Source organism: Streptomyces sp. NPDC048361 (assembly GCF_040651795.1).
Taxonomy (GTDB): Bacteria; Actinomycetota; Actinomycetes; order Streptomycetales; family Streptomycetaceae; genus Streptomyces.
Genome location: NZ_JBEZKW010000097.1, coordinates 1 through 20,511, shown reverse-complemented (window position 1 = coordinate 20,511; position 20,511 = coordinate 1). Strand labels below are relative to the sequence as shown.

20 protein-coding genes are annotated in these 20,511 nt (G+C 72.4%); 11 read left to right on the top strand and 9 right to left on the bottom strand.

Features of this window, described 5'->3' with window-relative positions:
- Positions 1-140: 140 nt before the first annotated feature.
- The gene (locus AB0D31_RS32990; protein ID WP_362730064.1) at positions 141-542 is read left to right on the top strand and encodes a tyrosinase cofactor; all 402 of its coding nucleotides are present in this window, start codon (positions 141-143) and stop codon (positions 540-542) included.
- A 67-nt stretch (positions 543-609) separates the two neighbouring features.
- A complete protein-coding gene (locus tag AB0D31_RS32985; protein ID WP_362730061.1) occupies positions 610-1,437 on the top strand; it encodes a tyrosinase family protein in 828 nt (275 codons plus the stop codon).
- 107 nt (positions 1,438-1,544) lie between these two features.
- Here AB0D31_RS32985 and AB0D31_RS32980 read toward each other — a convergent pair whose 3' ends face one another.
- From AB0D31_RS32980 to AB0D31_RS32965, 4 genes are read right to left on the bottom strand one after another with little or no spacing between them, the layout of a single operon-like run.
- Entirely contained in the window at positions 1,545-2,345 is an 801-nt protein-coding gene (locus AB0D31_RS32980) for a methyltransferase domain-containing protein (protein WP_362730058.1), read from the bottom strand.
- 30 nt (positions 2,346-2,375) lie between these two features.
- Entirely contained in the window at positions 2,376-3,251 is an 876-nt protein-coding gene (locus tag AB0D31_RS32975) for an ABC transporter permease (RefSeq protein WP_362730055.1), read from the bottom strand.
- Positions 3,211-4,137, bottom strand: coding sequence for an ATP-binding cassette domain-containing protein (locus AB0D31_RS32970; RefSeq protein WP_362730053.1), 927 nt, complete (start codon positions 4,135-4,137; stop codon positions 3,211-3,213). The genes AB0D31_RS32975 and AB0D31_RS32970 overlap by 41 nt, the downstream gene beginning before the upstream one ends.
- Positions 4,134-4,598, bottom strand: a complete 465-nt coding sequence (locus AB0D31_RS32965; protein ID WP_362730050.1) for a MarR family transcriptional regulator — start codon at positions 4,596-4,598, stop codon at positions 4,134-4,136. Before AB0D31_RS32965 ends, AB0D31_RS32970 begins: the two co-directional genes overlap by 4 nt.
- Positions 4,599-4,812: 214 nt before the next feature.
- Between AB0D31_RS32965 and AB0D31_RS32960 the strand changes: the two genes are divergently transcribed.
- From AB0D31_RS32960 to AB0D31_RS32940, 5 genes are all read left to right on the top strand, one after another.
- Complete coding sequence (locus AB0D31_RS32960; RefSeq protein WP_362730070.1) at positions 4,813-5,928, top strand: hypothetical protein; 1,116 nt, start codon at positions 4,813-4,815, stop codon at positions 5,926-5,928.
- 112 nt (positions 5,929-6,040) lie between these two features.
- Positions 6,041-6,721: a transcriptional regulator gene (locus AB0D31_RS32955; protein ID WP_362730048.1), complete on the top strand. Its 681-nt coding sequence runs from the start codon at positions 6,041-6,043 to the stop codon at positions 6,719-6,721.
- Positions 6,722-7,122: 401 nt separating this feature from the next.
- Positions 7,123-8,670 (top strand): alpha/beta hydrolase, encoded by a 1,548-nt coding sequence (locus AB0D31_RS32950; RefSeq protein WP_362730046.1) that lies wholly within the window; start codon positions 7,123-7,125, stop codon positions 8,668-8,670.
- Positions 8,671-8,793: 123 nt separating this feature from the next.
- The gene (locus AB0D31_RS32945) at positions 8,794-10,269 is read left to right on the top strand and encodes an MFS transporter (protein WP_362730043.1); all 1,476 of its coding nucleotides are present in this window, start codon (positions 8,794-8,796) and stop codon (positions 10,267-10,269) included.
- Complete coding sequence (locus tag AB0D31_RS32940; RefSeq protein WP_362730040.1) at positions 10,266-10,838, top strand: TetR family transcriptional regulator; 573 nt, start codon at positions 10,266-10,268, stop codon at positions 10,836-10,838. The genes AB0D31_RS32945 and AB0D31_RS32940 overlap by 4 nt, the downstream gene beginning before the upstream one ends.
- Before the next feature lie 86 nt (positions 10,839-10,924).
- Here the strand turns inward: AB0D31_RS32940 and AB0D31_RS32935 are convergent, their stop codons facing one another.
- The gene (locus AB0D31_RS32935) at positions 10,925-11,119 is read right to left on the bottom strand and encodes a ferredoxin (protein ID WP_362730037.1); all 195 of its coding nucleotides are present in this window, start codon (positions 11,117-11,119) and stop codon (positions 10,925-10,927) included.
- Between the two features lie 38 nt (positions 11,120-11,157).
- Positions 11,158-12,390 (bottom strand): cytochrome P450, encoded by a 1,233-nt coding sequence (locus AB0D31_RS32930; protein WP_362730034.1) that lies wholly within the window; start codon positions 12,388-12,390, stop codon positions 11,158-11,160.
- Positions 12,391-12,594: 204 nt separating this feature from the next.
- On the opposite strand from AB0D31_RS32930, the gene AB0D31_RS32925 reads away from it, so the two are divergent.
- Entirely contained in the window at positions 12,595-13,602 is a 1,008-nt protein-coding gene (locus AB0D31_RS32925; RefSeq protein WP_362730067.1) for a cytochrome c oxidase assembly protein, read from the top strand.
- A 62-nt stretch (positions 13,603-13,664) separates the two neighbouring features.
- On the opposite strand, the gene AB0D31_RS32920 is transcribed toward AB0D31_RS32925, so the two are convergent.
- Entirely contained in the window at positions 13,665-14,075 is a 411-nt protein-coding gene (locus AB0D31_RS32920) for a hypothetical protein (RefSeq protein WP_362730031.1), read from the bottom strand.
- An 84-nt stretch (positions 14,076-14,159) separates the two neighbouring features.
- Complete coding sequence (locus AB0D31_RS32915) at positions 14,160-14,930, bottom strand: DUF2127 domain-containing protein (RefSeq protein ID WP_362730029.1); 771 nt, start codon at positions 14,928-14,930, stop codon at positions 14,160-14,162.
- A gap of 156 nt (positions 14,931-15,086) precedes the next feature.
- Between AB0D31_RS32915 and AB0D31_RS32910 the strand changes: the two genes are divergently transcribed.
- Positions 15,087-15,716 (top strand): YoaK family protein, encoded by a 630-nt coding sequence (locus AB0D31_RS32910; protein ID WP_362730026.1) that lies wholly within the window; start codon positions 15,087-15,089, stop codon positions 15,714-15,716.
- 314 nt (positions 15,717-16,030) lie between these two features.
- A complete protein-coding gene (locus tag AB0D31_RS32905; protein WP_362730023.1) occupies positions 16,031-17,464 on the top strand; it encodes a SpoIIE family protein phosphatase in 1,434 nt (477 codons plus the stop codon).
- A gap of 73 nt (positions 17,465-17,537) precedes the next feature.
- On the opposite strand, the gene AB0D31_RS32900 is transcribed toward AB0D31_RS32905, so the two are convergent.
- Positions 17,538-19,031, bottom strand: a complete 1,494-nt coding sequence (locus tag AB0D31_RS32900; RefSeq protein WP_362730020.1) for a hypothetical protein — start codon at positions 19,029-19,031, stop codon at positions 17,538-17,540.
- 233 nt (positions 19,032-19,264) lie between these two features.
- On the opposite strand from AB0D31_RS32900, the gene AB0D31_RS32895 reads away from it, so the two are divergent.
- A complete protein-coding gene (locus AB0D31_RS32895) occupies positions 19,265-20,401 on the top strand; it encodes an aminoglycoside phosphotransferase family protein (RefSeq protein ID WP_362730017.1) in 1,137 nt (378 codons plus the stop codon).
- Positions 20,402-20,511 lie beyond the last annotated feature (110 nt).

The following is a 20,511-nucleotide window of genomic DNA, read 5'->3' as shown; positions in this document are numbered from 1 at the left end:
CCTATCTTCCGCATCGCGGCCAACCCGTTCCGCTCCGCTTCTCGCATGCGGCCCCGGCGGGTTGGCTTGGAGAGGGCCGTCCGGCGCGGGGCCCGGCGCCGGACGGTCCGTCAACTCGCCACGTATGCAAGGGGTCTGTCATGCCACAACCGTCCGCACCCTCTCGGCCCACCCGTCGCCGGGCCATCGGCGTCACCGCCGGCGCGCTCGCGGGACTCACCCTCGCGGGCACGGCGCACGCCATCCCCACCACTCCCGCCGCGTCCGGCCGCGCCGTCGACGACGCCCCTCACGGCGCGCCCGAGCCGTTCGACGAGGTGTTCCTGGGACGCCGGATCCAGGGTGTGCCCGGCGCCGGGCACATGCACCACGACGGCGGCTACACCGTGCGGATAGACGGCGAGGAACTGCACGTGATGCGGAACGCCGACGGCACCTGGATCAGCGTCGTCAACCACTACGAGCCCTCCCCCACGCCCCTCACGCTCGCCCGCGCCGCCGCGGTGGAGCTCCAGGGCGCCGCCCTCGTACCGCTCGTCTGACCCGCGCCCACGCTCGCACCCCACCTCCACTTCCGCCCCGTACGCCGGCTCAACCAGGAGCACCACCATGGCCGTTCGCAGGAACCAGGCGGATCTCACCGCCGCCGAGAAGCGCCGTCTCGTCGACGCGCTGCTTCAGCTCAAGCGCGACGGAAGGTACGACGCCTTCGTCCGCACCCACAACTCCTTCATCATGAGCGACACCGACACGGGCGACCGGGTCGGCCACCGGTCGCCCTCGTTCCTGCCCTGGCACCGCAGATTCCTCATCGAGTTCGAACAGGCCCTGCAGTCGGTCGACCCCTCCGTCACCGTGCCCTACTGGGACTGGACGGCCGACCGCACACCCAGCTCCTCCCTGTGGGCGGCCGACTTCCTCGGCGGCACCGGGCGCGCCCGGGACGGCCAGGTGATGGACGGGCCCTTCGCGCACGGCGCGGGCGGCTGGTCCCTCAACGCCCGCGTGGACGGCCGCACTTATCTGCGCCGGGCCCTCGGCTCCTCGGCCGCCGGGCTGCCGACCCGGGCCGAGGTCGACGGTGTGCTCGCGATGCCGACGTACGACATGGCTCCGTGGAACAGTGCGTCCGACGGCTTCCGCAACCATCTGGAGGGATGGCGCGGCGTCAATCTGCACAATCGCGTCCACGTCTGGGTGGGCGGCAACATGGCGACGGGAGCCTCGCCCAACGACCCGGTGTTCTGGCTCCACCACGCGTTCGTGGATCTGCTCTGGGCGCGATGGCAGGCCCGCCACCCGGGCTCGCCCTATCTGCCGGCGGCGGGCACGCGCGATGTGGTGGACCTGCGCGAGACGATGCGCCCCTGGAACGACGTGACCCCGGCGGACCTGCTCGACCACACCCGCTACTACACCTACGACTCGGCGGCCTGAGGACCGCCACGCCAGGACCGCCCGGCCAGCCTGTCCAATCAGCCCGTCCCATCAGCCCGGTTCGGGCCGGGCCGTTCAGTCGGGCCCGTCCCATCAAGCCCCTCCGGTCAGGCCGGGCGGCGGCCCCAGGCGGAGATCATCGGCGAGGTCGCCAGGTCGAGGCGGCCGGCCGCGACGCTCGCCAGGTGACGCTCGATCTCCTCGTCGTCGGCGAGGCCCCGGTCGACGAGCTGGTCCCTGACCTGGCGCACGGTCGCGGCTTCGAGGACGGCGCCTGCGGGTGAGGTCACGGGGAAGTACGCGTCGGCCTCGACGTGTTCCAGGCCCAACTCCCTGAGCAGACGCGGGAGTTTGCGGCCGTAGGACAGGTCGGCGCCGCGCTCCGCGAGGAGTTCGCGAAAGCCCCGGCGCAGGCGGTTGGCGCGTTCCTGTTCGGGGCCGTACTCGTCGAGGCAGAGCAACGGCTGGAGCGCGGGGTCGGCGTCCTCGATCAGCAGGACGCCGCCGGGGCGCAGCGCGCCGGCCATGGTGGCGAGGGCGCGGGCCCGGTCGGCGACGTGGACCAGGACCAGGCGGGCGTGGACGAAGTCGAAGCCACCCGCCGGCGTTTGGTCCCGGCCCACGTCGTGGCGGGCGACCTCGGCCTGGGGCGGGAGTTCGGCGCCGGCCAGCCATCCGGTGTCGAGGTCGGTGGCGAGCACCCGCCCCTGGGGGCCGACCCGTTCGGCGAGGCGGCGCGGCACGGACGCGCCGCCCGCGCCCACCTCCCAGACGTGGTGACCCGGACGCAGGCCGAGGGCGTCGAAGTGGCGGAAGGTCGAGGCGTCGAAGAGTTCGGCGAGCGCGTCGAAACGCTCGCCCGCCTCGGTGCGCCGGTTGTCCAGGAGGTACTCGTTGTTCTCGGTCATGGGGGCCATGGGATCACGGGGGCCGCGTGCTCAGCGGGCCAGCCTGCCCAGGAGCGAGGAGGCCGCGAGGATGCCGAGCGCGGCCGCGACCGCCAGTACCCCGTAGTCGAGGGCGAGGTGGGCGTGGGTGCCGAGCAGCAGTCCGCGCAAGGCGTCGACCTGGTAGCTGAGCGGGTTGGCCTTGCTGACGGCCTGGAGCCAGCCCGGCATGATCGACACCGGGTAGAGGGCGCTGGAGCCGAAGAACAGCGGCATGGTGATGGCCTGCCCGATGCCCATCAGGCGGTCGCGGGTCAGCACGATCCCGGCGATGGTCATGGACAGGCAGGAGAAGAACGCGGAGCCGAGGATCACGGCGACGCCGACACCGAGCAGCCGCAGCGGGTTCCAGGTGAGGGCCACGCCCAGCAGCGCGGCGATGACGATGACCACGACGGCCTGGATCAGCGCCTTGACCCCGGCCGCGAAGGCCTTGCCGGTGATGAGCGCGGCGCGTGGGGTGGGGGTGACGAGGAGCTTGGTGAGGATGCCCGAGTCCCGCTCCCAGATGATCATGATGCCGTAGAAGATGGCGATGAACATGGCGGACTGGGCGATGATGCCGGGCGCCAGGTAGTCGATGTAGGGGATGCCGTCGGTGGGGATCGCCTTGATGCGGGTGAAGGTCTCTCCGAAGATCAGCAGCCAGAGGGCCGGCTGGACGGCCCGGGTGTAGAGCTCGGCGCGGTCGTGGCGGAGCTTTTGCAGTTCGACCGTGCACAGGGCGGCGACGCGGGCGGGCAGCACGCGCCATCCGGTGCGGGGGCGCGGCGGGGTCAGGAGCAGGTCCAGTTTCCCGTCGGCGTCGAGGGCGGCGGCGCCGGGGTCAGCCGAGGCGGGCTGCGGTGCGGCGGGTGCTGCGGACATCGCGGAAGTCACCTCCCTGGGTGTCGAGGCCGCTGCCGGCGACGTCGCGGAAGACGTCCTCCAGGGTGGGCGGCGGGACGTCGGGCGCGGTCCCGAGGCGCTCGCGCAGCTCGGCCTTGAGGCCGTCGGGGGTGCCGAGGGCTCGTATCCTGCCGCGGTGCATCAGTGCGAGGCGGTCGCAGTACTGGTCGGCCTCGTCCATGTGGTGGGTGGTCACGAGGACCGTCATGCCGGTGGCCCGGCGCACCGCGTTGATGTGCTCCCACACGCTGGTGCGGGCAATCGGGTCGAGACCGATCGTCGGCTCGTCGAGCATGAGCAGCCGGGGCGCGCTGACCAGGGCCTGGGCGAGTTCGAGGCGGCGGATCATGCCGCCCGAGTAGGTCTTGGCCATGCGGTCGGCGGCCTCGGTGAGGTCGACGGCGTACAGGGCCTGCTCGACGCGGCGGGCGCGTTCCCTGCGCGGCACGTCGAAGACCCGGGCGAACAGCGCCACGTTCTCGCGCCCGGTAAGGCCGGCGTCGGCCGACAGCTGCTGCGGTACGTAGCCGAGGAGCCGGCGTACCGCCATCGGCTCTCTGGCGGCGTCGTGACCGAAGACGCGGACGTGGCCCGGCGGCACGGGCAGCAGGGTGGTGATGCAGCGGATCGCGGTGGTCTTGCCCGCGCCGTTCGGGCCGAGCAGCCCGAAGACCTCGCCCGCCTCGACGGCCAGGTCGAGCCCGTCGACCGCCCGGGTCCCGCCGAAGGCGTAGGCGAGCCCCTCACAGCGCACCGCCTCGCGGTCCGCCGTCCCGTCGCCCCCGACCACCGGGCCGCCCGGACCCTTGCCGCCCCTCAGCGCCTCGCCCCTCACCGCCTCGCCCCTCACCGCGTCGTCGCTCATGGTCCCTCCGCCTCCTCGTGCAGGTTGTCGGCGAGCCGGCGCAGCGCCGGGAGCGCGGCGGCCAGCGCGGCCCGGTCGGCGGCGTCCAGGCGCGCCACCTGGTCCCGTACCAGCGCGGCGCGGCGGCGCTGCCAGTCGCCCAGCCGGCCGAGGGCGGCGGGCGTCGCGTACAGCCGGGCCGAGCGGCGGTCGCCCGGATCGGTCTCGCGCCGCATGTAGCCGTCCCGCACCAGCTGGTTGACGAGCGTGGAGACCGAATTACCCGCCAGATGCAGCTCCTTGGCCGCGGCCGATACGCCGATGCCGGGGCGGTCGGCGACCAGGCGGAGCAACTCGACGTGGGCGCCGCGCAGCCGGGGCGCGCTCAGGCCGCCCCGCAGCCGTCGCCTGATGAGCCGCTGCACGCCCGCGAGTACGTCCGCGAACGAGTCGTCGAGCGGTGGTGCCTCCTCGGCGGTCATGGAGCCATTTTATCTCTGAGTGAGAGGTAACGGCCAGAGGGCGTCGGGGCCGACGGGCCGCGCGGTGTGGCGAGCAGCACATGTGGCCCCGCTGTGAGAACGGACCGGGGCCGCATGACATCTTTCCCCGGGGCCCCCGCGCCCGCCACGGAACGCCATTCGCATCGGGCAGGGAAACAGGAGCTGAACGCACGTGCCGGCCATCAGTCAGAGGATGCATCTGATCCTGCTCTCCGCATGGACCGCGCTCTGGTTCGCGCTGGTGGAGCCCAAGGGCGGCTTCTCCTGGCACTATCTGCGGGCCGGCGGCGAGCTCATCTACCAGGGACCGTCGGGCGACGGCACCGGAGGGCTCAACCTCTACGCCCACCACCCCGAGCTCCAGATGGGCCCGGTCAGCTTTCTGACGGCGGGCCTGTTCAACCCCTTTCCCGAGCGGACCGGGCAGTTCCTCGCGGCGCTCCTGATGTCGGTGCTGGGCCTGGTGATCGTGGTCATCGCCGGTCGCAGCGCGGCCTGGTACTTCCTGGGGACCGGCACCAACCACCAACGCCTGCGCCGGCGCGTGCTCATCGCGGGTGCCGCCTTCATCCCCATGTGGATCGAGGTGTCGGTGCGGTTCGGGCACCTCGACGACGTGCTCGCCCTGTTCTGCACGGCGCTCGCGGTCCGCTCGGTGACGCGGGGCAGCGCGATCGGCACGGGGGTGTGGCTCGCGCTCGCCATGGACTCGAAGCCGACGGCGGTGACGTTCGCCGCGCTGCTCTTCGCACTGCCCCGGCACCAGTGGCTGCGGGCCGGGCTGTGGTGTGCGGCGGTGGTCGCGGTGGCCTGGGCGCCGTTCTTCCTCAGCAATCCGCACTCGATGTCGGCCGCCGGTTTCGCGATACCCAACCAGCCGGCGTCCGCGCTGCGCTGGCTCGGTGTCGCCGACGCCGAGACACCGGGCTGGGACCGCCCGGCCCAGGCGCTCCTCGGCCTGCTCCTGGGGGCCGTCGCGGTGTGGCGCGGGCGGTGGGCGGCGGTGGTGCTGCTCGGCGCCAACGCGCGGATCGTCCTCGACCCCAGCGTGTACACGTACTACACGGCGTCGGTCCTGCTCGGCACGCTCCTGTGGGATGTGATCGGGCAGCGCAGGCTGGTGCCATGGTGGAGCTGGCTCGCCCTGCTGACCCTGTACGGGAGCGTGTTCGTGGTGGCGGACGACGCGGCGCGCGGGCTGATCCGGCTGGGGTTCGTGATCGTGTCGACGGCGTACGTACTGCTGTGGCCGCAGCGCGACAGAACCCGGGACCGTCGCCGCAGGAGCCGCGCCCCGGCCGCCGTCTGAGGGACGGGCCGCGCCGCCGCACGAGACCTGGCCCCTGCTCGGCCGTGCGCGAGCGGGCCCGCGTGAGACGCTGGTGGAGATCGCACCGGCAGCTCGGCGTGGAGGGTCCCGCATGACTCGTCAGACGCGTACGGCCAAGGACATCATCGCGGCGACGTCCGCCGCGCTCGCCCCCTCCCCGGACGACAACCGGCTCGTGCCCCTGGTCGAGACCGGCAGTGCGCCGCGCTCGGCCCTTGCGGGGCTCGCCCTTGAGCAGCGCCACATCATCGTCTCCGACCGCCGCGCCTTCCTGCACCTCGCCGAACGTTCGGGCAGGGGCACGCCGTGCGCGGCGTTCTTCGACTCGCTCGCCGTGGGCGAGAGCCTCGCGCTGGAACGGCTCGGGGCGTACGAGAGCGCCTGCGGGCTCACCCCGCAGGACATCGGTCAGTACCTGCCACGCGCGGGCTGCCAGGCCTACCCCGCCTATGTGGCCTGGCTGGCCCTGAACGGCGAGCCCCCGAGCGTGGCGCTGGCCCTGACCGCCAACTTCGCGGCCTGGGGCGGCTACTGCGCCCGGATGGCGGCCGCACTGCGCACCCGGTACGGCTTCACCGACGAGGCGTGCGGCTTCTTCGACTTCTTCGCGGGTCCGGCCCCGGAGCTCGAACAGCAGGCAGTGGCGGCCGTCGCCGCGGGCTCCGACGACGCACACGGCGAGGGCGTGGGCAGCGGGGCGCACTACGGGCGGCTGCTCCAACGGTACGAATCGATGTTCTGGAACACGCTCAGCGCCGCCCAGGCCTCCTAGCGGATCCGGCGCCGTCCAGGCCGCTTGGCGGGTCCGGTCCGCGGTGGCCGTGCGGCCGGCGTCTTCCGCGATGCCGGCCCGGACCGTGTTCAGGGCATGCTGGTTGGCCTTGACGGCCCGGGCCTGCAGAGCGGCTTCGGCCTCGACCCACACCCTGGCCACGGGCACACGCGCACGGCAGGCGATGTCCGCCGTCGCCGTGGCGATCTCCATCGAGTCACTTCCCTTGCAGGCAGCGGTAGTCGGCCGACCACATGGTCACATCCGTGCCACCCCCGGGGGTGGCATTCGTGCCACCCCGATCCGGGGGGTGGCGGGATCGATGGGGAGAGCGGTGGCACGGGACGATCCTGGAGACCGATGCACCGCAAGGGGAGCGATCCCAACGGGGAGCGAACATCATGCAGTTGTTCAGGAAACCGGCCCGCTGGGCCGCCGCCCTCGCGTGCGGCGTGCTCGCCGCGACGGCCCTGCCGGGCGCGATGGCGAGCGCCGCCGACCGGGGCGCCGCCCCGCCCGTGCCCGACCGCTACCGCCTCCAGCACCTCGACTGGCAGCCGTGTTTCTCCGGCACGCTGGAGTGCGCGACCATGGCCGTACCACGGGACTGGTACCACCCCGGCGCCGGGCCGAGCCTCAGCATCGAGGTGTCGCGCCACCGGGCCACCGACCCGGGCAAGCGGCGCGGCGTGCTGATGATGGCGGCGGGCGGTCCCGGCTCGTCGGGGCTGAAGCGGCCGGCCACCCTGACCGGCCTGAGCCCGAAGCTCGCGGCGGCGTACGACGTCGTCAGCTTCGACCAGCGCGGGGTCGGGGCGAGCACCAACGTGGTCTGCTCGGACCAGGACACGGTCGACGCGTTCTTCTCCCATGGTGACCTCAGGGACCGCTCGGACCGGGCGATCGACGCCACCTTCGACCGGGTCCGCGCCTTCGTGGCGGACTGCGAGCGCCGGTCCGGCGGGCTGCTTCCGTACATCACGAGCGACCAGGCCGTGCACGACATGGACCTCTACCGGGCGCTGCTCGGCGTGGACAGGATCTCCTACTACGGGCCGTCCTACGCCACCGTCCTCGGGGCCTACTACGCGACCGGGTTCCCGCGCCGCGTCGAGCGCGTCGTCCTGGACAGCACCGTGGACTTCACGCACGGCTGGCAGGCGTACATGACGGGGCAGCCGGCGAGTTTCCAGCGCCGCTACGAGCAGGACTTCCTGCCGTGGCTCGCCGAGAACGACGCGACGTACCACCAGGGCCGTACGCCCGCCGGGGCCGAGGCATCCTACGAGCGGCTGCGGGCCGCGCTGCACGACCACCCCCTCGACCTCGAAGGCACCGTCGTCACGCCCAACCATCTGGATGCCGCCGCGACGGACGCGCTCTACAGCGCGGACCGGGGGTTCCCCGCCCTCGCCTCGCTGATGGGCCTCCTGGAGCATCCCGAGAGCGCGTCGGCACAAGCGAAGAAGGCCGCCGCGGCGCAGATGTACCCGGTCATGAGCGCCGGCTATTTCGCCGACTTCTCCGCGGTGACCTGCGGCGACGGGCCATGGAAGCGCGACCGTCAGTACTGGGTGGACCGGAGCGCCGATGCGACCCGCGTCAACCCCCTCGCCGGAGCAAGGGAGTTGACGTTCGCCGGCATCTGCGCGAACTGGCCGCGGTCGAAGGCGCCGCACATCGAGGTGACCGGCAAGGGGCTGCCGCCCATCCTGATGCTCAACGCGACGCACGACCCGGCGACCTACTACGAGGGCGCGCTGCGCGTCCACCGGGCGCTCGCCGGGTCGCGTCTGATCACGGTGGACGACGGCGACCACGGCCAGTTCCAGCACGGCAACGCGTGCGTGGACAACCGGGTGGAGGAGTACCTCCTGACGGGCGCCCTGCCCCCGAAGGACACCGGCTGCGCCGGGGTGCCGCTGCCCGAGCCCGCCGCGCGGAGCTGATCCCGGGGAGCGGACAGGAAGGTCCGCCCGGGTGGGCACCAAGGGGTGCACAGGCGTTTACCCTGGGGGTGAACATCTGTGCACCCCTGTCCGCGTTGTCCGCGTTCCCTCGTACGGAGAGTCATGACCCCAGCGATACCCGTGCCCGCCGACCCGCCGCGCCCCCGGTTCTTCGTCGGGGTCCTGGCATTCTGCGGCGTGGTCGTGGCCGTCATGCAGACGCTGGTGGTGCCGCTCCTGCCGCATGTGCCCGCCCTCACCGGCAGCACCCCGGCCGCCGCGAGCTGGCTGGTCACCATCACGCTGCTGACCGGGGCGGTCTTCACCCCGGTACTCGGCCGCGCCGGCGACATGTACGGCAAGCGGCGGCTGCTGATCATCTCGCTCGGTGTGCTCACGGCCGGCTCAGTGATGTGCGCGATCAGCTCCCACATCGGCGTGCTGATCGCCGGCCGCGCCCTTCAGGGGGCGGCGCTCGCGGTGATTCCGCTGGGCATCAGCATCATGCGGGACGAGCTGCCTCCGGCGAAGGTGCTCTCCTCGGTCGCCCTGATGAGTTCGACGCTCGGCATCGGCGCCGCCGTGGGGCTGCCGGTCGCGGCCCTGGTCGTCGAGCACTTCGACTGGCACACCATGTTCTGGGCCTCGGCCGTACTCGGACTGCTCGACATCGCCCTGGTGCTGTGGTGCGTCCCCGAGTCGCCGCTGCGCTCCCGCGGCCGGTTCGACGCGGTGGGCGCGCTCGGCCTGTCGGCGGCGCTCGTCGCCGTGCTGCTCGCCATCACCCAGGGTGCCGACTGGGGCTGGACCTCGCCGCGCACCCTCGCCCTGCTCGGCGCGGCCGTGGTGATCTGGCCGCTGTGGGGCGCGTACGAGCTGCGTACGCGCTCCCCGCTGGTGGATCTGCGGGTCTCGGCACGGCCCGCGGTACTGCTCACCAATGTGGCGGCGCTCCTGATCGGCTTCGCCTTCTACGCCAATTCGCTGGTCACCGCGCAGATGGTGCAGGAGCCCAAGTCCACCGGGTACGGCCTCGGCGCCTCCATCGTGGTCAGCGGGCTCTGTCTGCTTCCGGGCGGCCTCGCGATGGTGGCGCTCTCGCCGGTCTCGGCGAAGATCTCGGCCACGTACGGTCCGAAGGCCGCGCTCGCCATCGCCGCCGCCGTCATGGCGGTGGGCTACGGGGTGCGCTTCTTCACCAGCCACAGCATGCCCATGATCATCGCGGGGGCCACGGTGGTGGCCTGCGGCACCGCGATCGCCTACTCGGCGCTGCCGGCCCTGGTGATGCGCGCGGTCCCAGTCAGCGAGACCGGCGCCGCCAACGGACTCAACACCCTGATGCGCTCGGTCGGTCAGGCCTGCTGCAGCGCGGTGGTCGCCGCGGTCCTGGCCAACATCACCTTCCAGGCCGGCGGCGAGACGGCCCCCACCCTCCACGCCTACCTCCTGGTGTTCCTGATCGCCGCCGGCGCGGCCCTCGCCGCGCTCGTCGCCACGCTGTGCCTGCCGGGCGGCGCGGCCCCCACCGGCGGTACCGTCGGGCCGGACCGCGCCGAGGGGGCGACGGGACGCACGACGGCCGAGGAGAGCGCATGACGGGCCAGCAGGGCGCCGGCGGCGATCCGGAGACGGGCAGGGACGCGATCCGGCGGGCGGCCCGGCGGGCGTTCACGCTGCGCCCGTACGCGGAGGTCACGATGCGTTCGATCGCGGCCGACGCGGGGGTGAGCCCCTCGCTCATCGTGAAGCGGTTCGGCAGCAAGGAGCGGCTCTTCCACACGGTCGCCGACTTCGGGCCCGCCGCCGACGCGCTGTTCGCGGCGCCGCTGGAGGGCCTCGGGCGGCACATGGTCCTGACGATGGTGCGGATGCGGCGCGAGGACCAGGGCGATCCGCTGCTGCGCGCGGTCTTCTCGCTGGGCAACGTGGACGAACGCACCCTGCTGCGGGAGCGGTTCCGCGAGCAGGTCACGTCCCGGCTGGCCGGTCAACTGCACGGTGAGGACGGTGAGTTGAGGGCCGAGTTGATCGCCGGTCTGCTGCTGGGCCTCGGCGCGACGCTCAGTCTGCACCGGCCGGGCGCCGGGGAACGCGCCACGCCCGAGCAGCTGGCGGATCTCTACGCGCCGGCCGTGCAGCGTCTGGTCACCGGCCTCGGAGACTGACCGGAACCAGTGGGGTCACCGGCCCCGGAAACTGACCGGAACCAGTGGAGTAACCGGCCCCGGAGACTGACCGGAACCAGTTGGCGTCACCGGTCGTGCACGGCGATGGCGCCGACCGGGCAGGCCCGGGCGGCTTCGCGGACCAGTGGGTCGCCCGCGCCGTCCTCGCGGCCGGGCAGCAGCTCGCTGAACCCGTCGTCGTCCTGGGTGAAGACGCCGGGGGCGGTCAGCGCGCACTGTCCCGCGCCGATACAGACGTCCTTGTCGATGCCGATCCGCATGTGCGGCTCCTTGTCCTTTCCGTCGCTTGCGCCGCCCGCTACCAGGCGACGGGCAGTTCGACCATTCCCTGAATGGTGTCACCGGGCTTGAACGGGATCTCGTCGGCGGGCACCGCGAGGCGCAGCCCCGGCAGCCTCGCGAAGAGCGAGCGCAGCGCGATCTCCATCTCGGCCCGGGCCAGGTTCTGGCCGAGGCACTGGTGGACGCCGAAGCCGAACGCCACGTGGTGCCGGCTTGTGCGGTGCCAGTCGATCCGGTCGGGCTCCTCGTAGCTGGCGCTGTCCCGGTTGATCACCGAGGTCGAGAAGACGACGCCGTCGTCGGCCCGGATGGTCTGTCCGCCGATCTCGATGTCGTCGAGGGCCACCCGCAGCATGCCGTCGGCAATCGAGAGGAAGCGGAGCAGTTCCTCGACCGCGGCCGGCATCAGCTCCGCGTCGGAGCGCAGTTCGGCGAGCTGCTCGGGGTGCTGGAGGAGGGTGAAGGTGCCGAGCGAGATCATGTTGGCGGTGGTCTCGTGGCCTGCGACCAGCAGGATGACGGCGAAATCCACCAACTCCCGCTCGTTCAGGGTGCCTTCGTTCAGGCGCTGTTCGATGAGTTCATCGAGCAGGCCGTCGCCGCGTTCCTTCCGCTTGTGCTCGATCAGCCGGAGGAAGTACTCCTCGAGGGCGTCGCGGGCCGCCTCGATGTCGGTGGACTCCGGCCCGCGCAGCAGCTTGCGGGACTGGCCCTCGAAGAACTCGTGGTCCTCGTAGGGGACGCCGAGCAGGGCGCAGATCACCATCGACGGCACCGGCAGCGCGAAGGCGCCGACGAGGTCGGCCGGCGCTCCCCGCGCGATCATGCGGTCGAGCAGGGTGTCGACGGTCTGCTGGATCTGCGGCCGCAGGGAGGCGGTCCGCTTGAGGGTGAAGCTGGGGATCAGCATCCGGCGCTGGGTGGCGTGGACGGGGTCGTCCACGCCGAGCAGCGCGGTCCTGCGCCGCGCGACGCCCGCGAACCGGGCCGTCGGCGAAGGAAAGGCCTCGTTCTCGCGGTCGGTCGAGAGCCGGGGGTCGGCGAGCAGGGCCCGGGCCTCGGCGAGCCCGGTGACCATCCACACGGTCCGGCCGTCGTAGAGGCGGACGCGGGCGAGCGGCCGCTCGTCGCGCAGCGGCTGATATGCGGTGGGCGGGTGATAGGGACAGCTGCGGTCCTGGGGAAAGGCGACGCTGTCGCCGTCGGTGGCGGTGTGGTCCGTGGTGACGCCGGTGGTGCTGCCTGTCATGGAGACCTCGCAAGCGAAGGGATCCGTCGTGCCGATCCCCACTACATGCCTCAGGCACCTATGACGTCTACACGTTCTTCGGCCGATTCCATCCCTTCGGCCGAGCGCGCCCGGGGCCGGTGCTGGGGATGGAGGCCGGCGGGGCTAGCGTGTGTGCGGCCCGTCGTACGTCACGGGCGGTGAGGAGCGACCCTGATGTCCACGATGGCGCCGATCGTCGGAGCGGCCGGCACGCTGCCCGAGCTGACCGGGGGACGCCTGCTGTCGGTGTGGCGGCCGGACGCCGCGGCGCTGCTGCTGATCGTCGTCCTGGCCGCGCTGTACGGCTGGGGCGTGCTGCGGCTGCGCGGGCGCGGTGAGAGCTGGCCGGCCGCGCGCATCGCCGCGTTCGCCGTCCTCGGCCTCGGCTCGCTCGCCGTCGCCACCATGTCGGCGCTCGCGGTGTACGACACCGAGCTGTTCTGGCCGGCGGCCGTCCAGAACGTGCTGCTCGACCTGGTCGCGCCGCTCGGCCTCGCGCTCGGCGATCCGCTGAGCCTCGGCATGCGGGCGCTGCCCGAGCGCGGCGCGGGCCGGCTCCGCGGCGCGCTGAGCGGACGCCTGGTGCGCTTTCTCACCTTCCCGCTGGTCAGCAGCGCCCTGGTGCTCGCCTCCGAGCTGTGCATCTACTTCACGCCGTACTTCGAGACGGCGCTGCGCCACGGCGCGCTGCACGAGCTGATGTATCTCCAACTGCTGCTCACCGGGAGCCTGTTCGTGCTGCCGGTGCTCACCCGCGAGGAGGCGCTGCCGGCCTGGTGCACGCATCCGGTGCGGGCCGCGCTCGTCTTCCTCGACGGCCTGATCGACGCGGTGCCCGGCATCGTCGTGATGACCCACAGCACGCTGATCGCGGGTGCCTGGTACCTGCACCACTCGCCCGCCTGGGCGCCCGACGTCCAGCGGGACCAGCAGCTCGGTGGTGGCGCGATGGTCAGCATCGCCGAGCTGGTGTCGCTGCCGTTCCTGCTCGCCCTCCTGGTGCAGTGGTCGCGCGCCGACCGCGCCCAGCGCGTGGTGCTCGACCGTCGCCTGGACGCCGAACTGGCTCCGGCCGCCCCCGTGCGGGGGCGGCCGGAGGAACCCGGTGACGCGGAACTCGTACGGCCCTGGTGGGAGACGGACGGCGGGGCGGTCGGGCAGCGGATGCGCCGAGGAGGGCCCGGCGCCTAGGGAGTGTCCGGTGTGCCGGACGCCCCGCCCCCGGCCATGATCCGCCAGCCGCTCCCTGGCGCTCAGTGCCGGTCGCGGCGCCTGCGCAGCCGGCTCACGATGAACCAGATCACGAAGATGGCGAGCGCGATGAAGAGGATCACGAGGACCAGCAGGACGATCCCGGCCTTCTTGAAGAAGCCGCTCTTCTTTTTCTTGGGCTTCTTGGACTTCTTCGACGCCAGGACGTCGGACTTGGCCGCGACGGTGTGCTGCCCGGCCCGCGCCGCCGCCTGAGCCGCCTGGCCCGATTCCCGTACGGATACGGTCTGCTGGGCCGTCGCGGAGGCAAGCGTGGTGCGGGGCGCGGCCTCGGCCGTCACCGGGCCGGCCACGAGCGCGGTGCCGAGGACCAGGGCGAGCAGGACGGCCGCCCGGCGCAGCGGCCCGGGGCCGCTCTTCGCGGCGGCGGCCGTGGAACGTGGTGCGTTCATGGTGTGTCATCCCCCAAGGACGTTCGGTGCGGCGGTTGGGCCGCCGCTGTCGTGTATCTGTACCCCGCGAGCGGCGGGTATGCCTCAGTGGTGCGCCGCGACGCCCGCCGTGGTCTCCACCTCGATCAGCGAGGCGCTCTGGCGCTCCGCCTCGAAGGCCGCGTGTCCGCCCCGCAGCCCGAACAGGCGCTTGGCGAGCAGGATGTAGAGGACGGCGAGGATGTTGATGGTCAGCGTGGCGATCTTCACCCAGCTGATCTTCTCGGTGAGTTCGTAGATCTCCAGCGGCAGGAACATCGCCGTCGCGACGACCGTGAGGTACTCCGCCCAGCGCTTGGCACGCCACAGGCCGACGCCCTCGACGATCTCGATCAGCGCGTACACGAGCAGGGCCACCGCGACGATCACCAGGGTGGAGTGCTTGTAGTCGAAGGTCTTCTGGATGGTGCCGACGACCGGCGAGTGGTCTAGGTCGTAGTGGAAGTGGCGGAAGACCGGCCGGAAGACGTCGAGATACTCGTCGAAGAACCGGCGCACCGCGTCCTGGCTGTTGCTGAACTTCCACACGGCGATCGCCACAAGGACGATGAACAGGCCGCGCACGGCTCGCTCGACGGCGAGGAAGCGCAGGATGAACAGGTCGCGCAGCACCTTGCCGCGCGGTACCAGCGGCGCCTCGCGGGCCGGCCCCGAACCGTGCGGTGCGCCGAGGGCGAAGTCGCCGCAGCGCAGACAGCGCCACGCCTCACCCAGACCGGTCTCGGCGCGCAACCGGTCACGCAGTACGGCCTCCTGGGGCGCGTACGTCACATGGCCGCGGCGCGCGCAGGTGCGCCGGTCCCAGTCGATCTTCATGCTCGTCCTCCCGTGAGGCCCACGACGCATCGCGGGCCGGTGTGCTCACAGGGACCGTAGTGGACTCTTGTCGTGGACGTGCCACGGGGTCGTCCCGGTGCCGTGACACGCGCGCCGTCCCGGCGCTCCCCGCACCGCGGAGACGAGAATGCGCCGATGAGCACCGCCATCACCACACCGCCCGCCGACCGCGCCGACGAGTTCTTCCTCCTCGTGCTCTCGGCGGCCTCCGGGGCCACCGACGCGTTCGCCTTCCTCTGTCTGGGAAAAGTGTTCGCCGGTGTCATGACCGGCAACCTCGTCCTGGTCGGCGCGTCGGTGGGCGCGGGGGACCGTGACGTGGTGCCGCGCGCCCTGACCGCCCTCGCCGGGTACGCACTCGGCGCCGCGGCGGCTGCCGTCGCCTCGGGGCGCGTGGCGCCCCGGCCGCTGCTCGTCTCCGAGACCGCGCTGCTCGCCCTCGCGGCGGGCGGCTGGGCGCTCGGCTTCGGGCACGCGCTCGGCTCGCAACTCGTCCTGCTTGTCGTACTCGCCTTCGCGATGGGCGTGCAGGCCCGGACGTGGGGCACCCCGACCACGTACTTCACGGGGACGTTCATGAAGCTCGCGGGGCGGCTCGGCAAGGGGCAGGCGGAGCAGGCCGACCGCTGGGTGGCGGGGCGGCTCGGGGCGGTGGTGGTCGGGGCGGCCGCCACCTCGCTGGTCGTCTGGTGCGGCTCGGCGGCGGCGGGCGTCGCCGGGGCCGTGCTCTGCGCGGCGGCCTTCGTGCTTCTGGCGCGGCGATGAGCTGGTGCGTGGGCGCGGCGATGAGCGGGTGCGTGAGCACGGCGATGAGCGGGTGCGTGAGCACGGCGATGAGCGGGTGCGTGAGCGCTGCGGCGGCTCGGTGCACCGTTGGTCGGGCGCGGACCCGCATTCTGCATATGCCCGGCGGCCGGTCCCGTTCACGCCGGGCAAATCCGGTCGCCCTTGGCATATGTCACGAGCACCACCGTATCGAGTGTTGCCAAATCCCTTACGGGGCATCGCTCCCTGTGCAACAGTCGTTACCGGTCCACTTCGCCAGACCAGGCTCTGCCGCGGCCGCATCGGAGAACCTCATGCCGTCCCATCTGTTCGCGGACCGTCCCGCTCCTCAGCCACCCGAGCGGGGCACGGTCGACGCACTGATCACGCAGACCCGCCGGCTGCGCGGAGGCGTGGACGCGGTGCGTCGCGACGCGCTCGTGGACGACGACGACCCGCAGGGCCGCTGGCAGCGCGCTCTGTGCGACCTGGCGGTCCACCAACTCGACGATCTGGGCTCGCACTTGGACCAGCTGCGCGAGGGGCTGACCGCCGAGGAGGAGGACGCGGCGGCGCTCGCCGTCGAGAACGCGTTCCGCCCGGAGCCGGGCCCCGCCACCCCGCTCAGCCGGGTCGGCAGCGCCGAATGGAACCTCCTGACCGACGCCGTGAGCTGGTCGGAGGAGCTCTTCGAGATCTTCGGCCGGCCCCCCGCGAGCGGCGGGATGTCCCTCGACGAACTGCCCGCCGTCGTCCACGACGACGACCAGGCCCTCCTCACCTCGATGGTGACCAGCTGCCTGGTGGACGGCAGGCCGATCGACGGCGAGTTCCGGATCGTACGGACCGACGGTGACGTACGCACCCTCCACATGATGGGCGAGCCGGTGCTCGACGCCGAGGGCTGCACCGCCTCGATGTGGGCCGTCCTGCGCGATGTGAGCGAGCTGCGGCGCACGCAGCACGCCGTGCGGGAGAGCCGCGACAGCCTGCGGCGCCAGCGCCACATCGCCCAGACCGAACACCGCCTCGCGGTCGAGCTCCAGGAAGCCGTGCTTCCGCCCTGGCGCGGTTCACTGCGCCTGCCGCACGGCGGCCCGGGCGCCCTCGACATCGCCGCCCACTACCTTCCGTCCTCATCGAGCGCCCTGATCGGCGGCGACTGGTACGACGCGCTCCAACTCCCGGACGGCGCCTCGTTACTGACCGTCGGCGACCTCACGGGCCACGGCGTGACGGCGACCGGCGCCATGGCGATGCTGCTCGGCGCGCTGCGCGGCATGGCCGTCGCGGGCATCGGCCCGGCCGCCCTGATGGGCCACCTCAACCAGCTTCTGGAGACGACCGTGCAGCCCGCCCTGGGCAGCGCGGTCTGCTGCCGTTACGAGCCCGCCGGCCGCACACTCTCCTGGTCCCGGGCCGGCCACCCCGCCCCGCTGCTGTTCCGCGACGGGACGGGGCGCGCGCTCGGAGCACCGGACGGGGTGCTCCTCGGCGCCACCCACGGCGCCTCCTACGGCCAGGCCGAGATCACCCTGCACGCCGGTGACCTGCTGGTCCTGCACACCGACGGACTGACCCGGCAGGGCACGCCCGACGAGGCACACCGGCGCCGGCTGCTCGCACTGGCCCCGCTCTTCGACGGTGGCCGCACTGCCCAGGACTGCGTACGGATGATCGTCGAGGAGTTCGGCGAGCACGAGCGTGCGGACGACGCCTGCGTACTGGTGGCCCGCATCGGGTCCTGACGCTCCATCAGGTCGGCCGATTGGCCCAGGCGTTGGGGTTCTAGGTGTTGTACGTGGTCACGTACAACCCCTTCTAGACATCCGCCACCCGGCTCCGCTTCGACGGTGCCTGGGGCAGCGCGAGCGCGATCTCCTCCCGCAGATCCTGGATCTTGCCGTGGCCCGCGAACTGTCCGGTGAGCCGGTACATTTCGCGCAGCCGGTCCCAGGTGCGGTGCGAGGAGGTCTCCCCCATCGACACCAGCGCCAGGCGTGCGTAGCGGTCCGCCTGTTCCGGGTCGTCGGCGATGAAGCAGGCCGAGGCCAGCGAGATGTAGTCGAAGATCTTTGAGCGCTGCCGGCCGCCCACACGCAGCTCCAGAGCCTGCTTGGCGTGGTGTTGCGCGATCACGGCGGCCGAGGGATCGTGGTCGGCGAGCGTACGGAAGGCCAGGGCCTCCATGCCGTGCAGGTCCGCCTCGTCGAACATCTGCATCCAACTGGGCGGCGGCACATCGCCCTTGTCGGAGACGAAGAGCTCCTCCGCCTCGCCGAGGGTGCGGCGCATGGCCTGACCGCGCCCCATGGACGCCTGGGCCCATGCCTCGATGGTGTGGAGCATGGCGCGGGTGCGCGGCAGGGTCTCCTCGCCCGAGCCGGACTTGGCGAGCTTCATGAGGTCGAGGGCTTCGCCGGGGCGTCCCAGATGCACCATCTGGCGTGCCGCCCGCGACAGTGCCTCGCCGGCGCGCGGACGGTCGCCGCCCTCGCGGGCCGCGTGCGCGGCGATGACGAAGTATTTCTGCGCCGTCGGCTCAAGACCGACGTCGTGGGACATCCAGCCGGCGAGCACGGCCAGATTGGCGGCGACGCCCCACAGGCGCCGCTGGAGATGGTCGGGGTGGCGGTAAGCGAGCATGCCGCCCACCTCGTTGAGCTGGCCGACCACCGCCTTGCGCTGGAGCCCGCCGCCGCGGGAGGCGTCCCAGGCGCGGAAGATGTCGACGGAGTGCTCCAGCGCGTCGATCTCCTGCGACCCCACCGGGGCGGCCTCATAGCGGTCGAAGCCGGCGGGATCGGCGTGCAGGGGATCGTCGAAGCGAGGGGCGTCGGCCGCGAGTACGGGGTCGGAGTGCAGCCAGTCGTGCATGGCACTGCTGAGTACGGAGCCGGAGGCGAGCGCGGCGCCCGCGCCCACCAGACCGCGTCGGTTGAGCATGAGGTCCATTCCCGTGAATTCGGTGAGGACCGCTGCCGTCCGTTCGGGCGCCCACGGAAGGCCGTCCGGATTCTTGATGTTCCTGACGTCGTTCCGCTTTCCAGCGCGCCCGTGCCGGTCGAACCCGAGGTCCTCGATGGTCACGACACGGCCGAGCCGCTCGGTGAACAGCGCCGCCAGCACCCTGGGCACCGGATCGCGCGGGGACTCCCCCATGTCGATCCAACGCCGCACCCGCGAGGTGTCGGTGGCCAGTTGCGGGTGGCCCATGGCCGCCGCCTGCCGGTTCACCATCCGCGCGAGTTCGCCCTTGGACCATCCGGCGAGGCCGAACAGGTCGTTCAGGCGGGTGTTGGGTTGTCCGCTCACGTCAAGCCCCCAGGTTCTCGGCTGAGTTGACAGTAATCCCCTGTCAGATGCGGCGCGACTATTCGCCAGGGTTCGCCAGGGCACGCCAGATGGTGTGCCACCCGCGGCCGGGTGTCAGGTAAGAGAGCGCCACCCCGACCCGGGGGCCGGACCTCATTCCCCAGGGTGCGGCTCGGCCACCGGGACGGGTAGCGCACGCAACTTGTCGGCACACGAAGGGATCTGTCACCCCCATGTACACAGCATCGTCCTCCGTGTCCACGCCGCCCCGGCCCTACCGACCTCTGGGAGCGGGTGGCGGACCGTACCTCGACCCGACCCATGGCGCACCGTCGCCCTACGGGGCCGGCCGGATGCCGCGCCGGCCGGGAACCGGCACCCAGCCGCTCAGCGGCAGAATCGACCTGTCCGGCCCCCAGGGGTCCCAGCTGCGCATCGCGATCGCCTCGGTGCAGCGCATCTGTCCCGAGTTCAACGCGGTGCAGGTGCTGCGGCACAGCGGACGCTCCGTACTGATCGTCGGCACGACAGGACGCGCCACGGCCGTCGCCAAGTGTTTACTGGACCGTTCGCTGGGGTGGGCCGAGCGGTTCCGGCACGAAATAGCTGCATACCGCGCGTTCGTCCGGCACCGCCCACCGGTGCGGGTGCCCAGGCTGATCGCCGCGGACCCCGACAACTGCACCCTGGTGATCGAGCGGATGCCCGGCCGTGCGGCGGCTCTGACCCGCCACCCCGTGGAGGCTCCGCCGCGCGCCGACGTCAGGGCGGCCCTCGGCGCGATCCGGCACCTCAACGACTGGCGGCCGCCGGCCGAGATGTTCGGCCGGCCCCTGGACTACGGGACGCGGATCTCCCGCTACCACGAGCTGGGCCTCTTCACCGACCGGGATCTGAGTGACCTGCAGAAACTGGTGCACGGTCTGGCGCTCGCCGGCCGGGTGGACTGGCAGTTCTCGCACGGGGACGCGCTGTTGTCCAACATCCTGCTCTCGCCGGCGGGGCCGGTCCTCGTCGACTGGGAGCACGCGGGCTGGTACCTGCCCGGGTACGACCTGGCGACGCTGTGGGCGATCCTCGGCGACGCCCCGATGGAGCGGCGGCGGATCAGCCAGGCCGCGCAGGCGGCGGGCCCCGCGTCGAGGGACGCCTTCCTGGTGAACCTGATGCTCGTCCTGACCCGGGAGATCCGGACGTACGAGACGGCGGTGCAGCGCACCATGCGGCAGGCCCCGCCGGCGAGCGCGGCGCAGACACCCCCGCAGGGTGTGCTCTGCGCCGGGGAGCAGCAGCGGCTGCTGCTGCGCAGGCTGCACGACGACTGCGCGATGGCGCGGCGGGCGGTGCGGGCGGCGGTCGGCACGCGCTGACCACCAGGAGGGGAAGCGGGCAGGAGCACAAGAGGCCGCGCGCCCGGTGTCGGGGCACCCGGCGCGCGGCGCGCTGCCGGCGGGGCGGCCCCCGCCCGGCCAACCGCCCC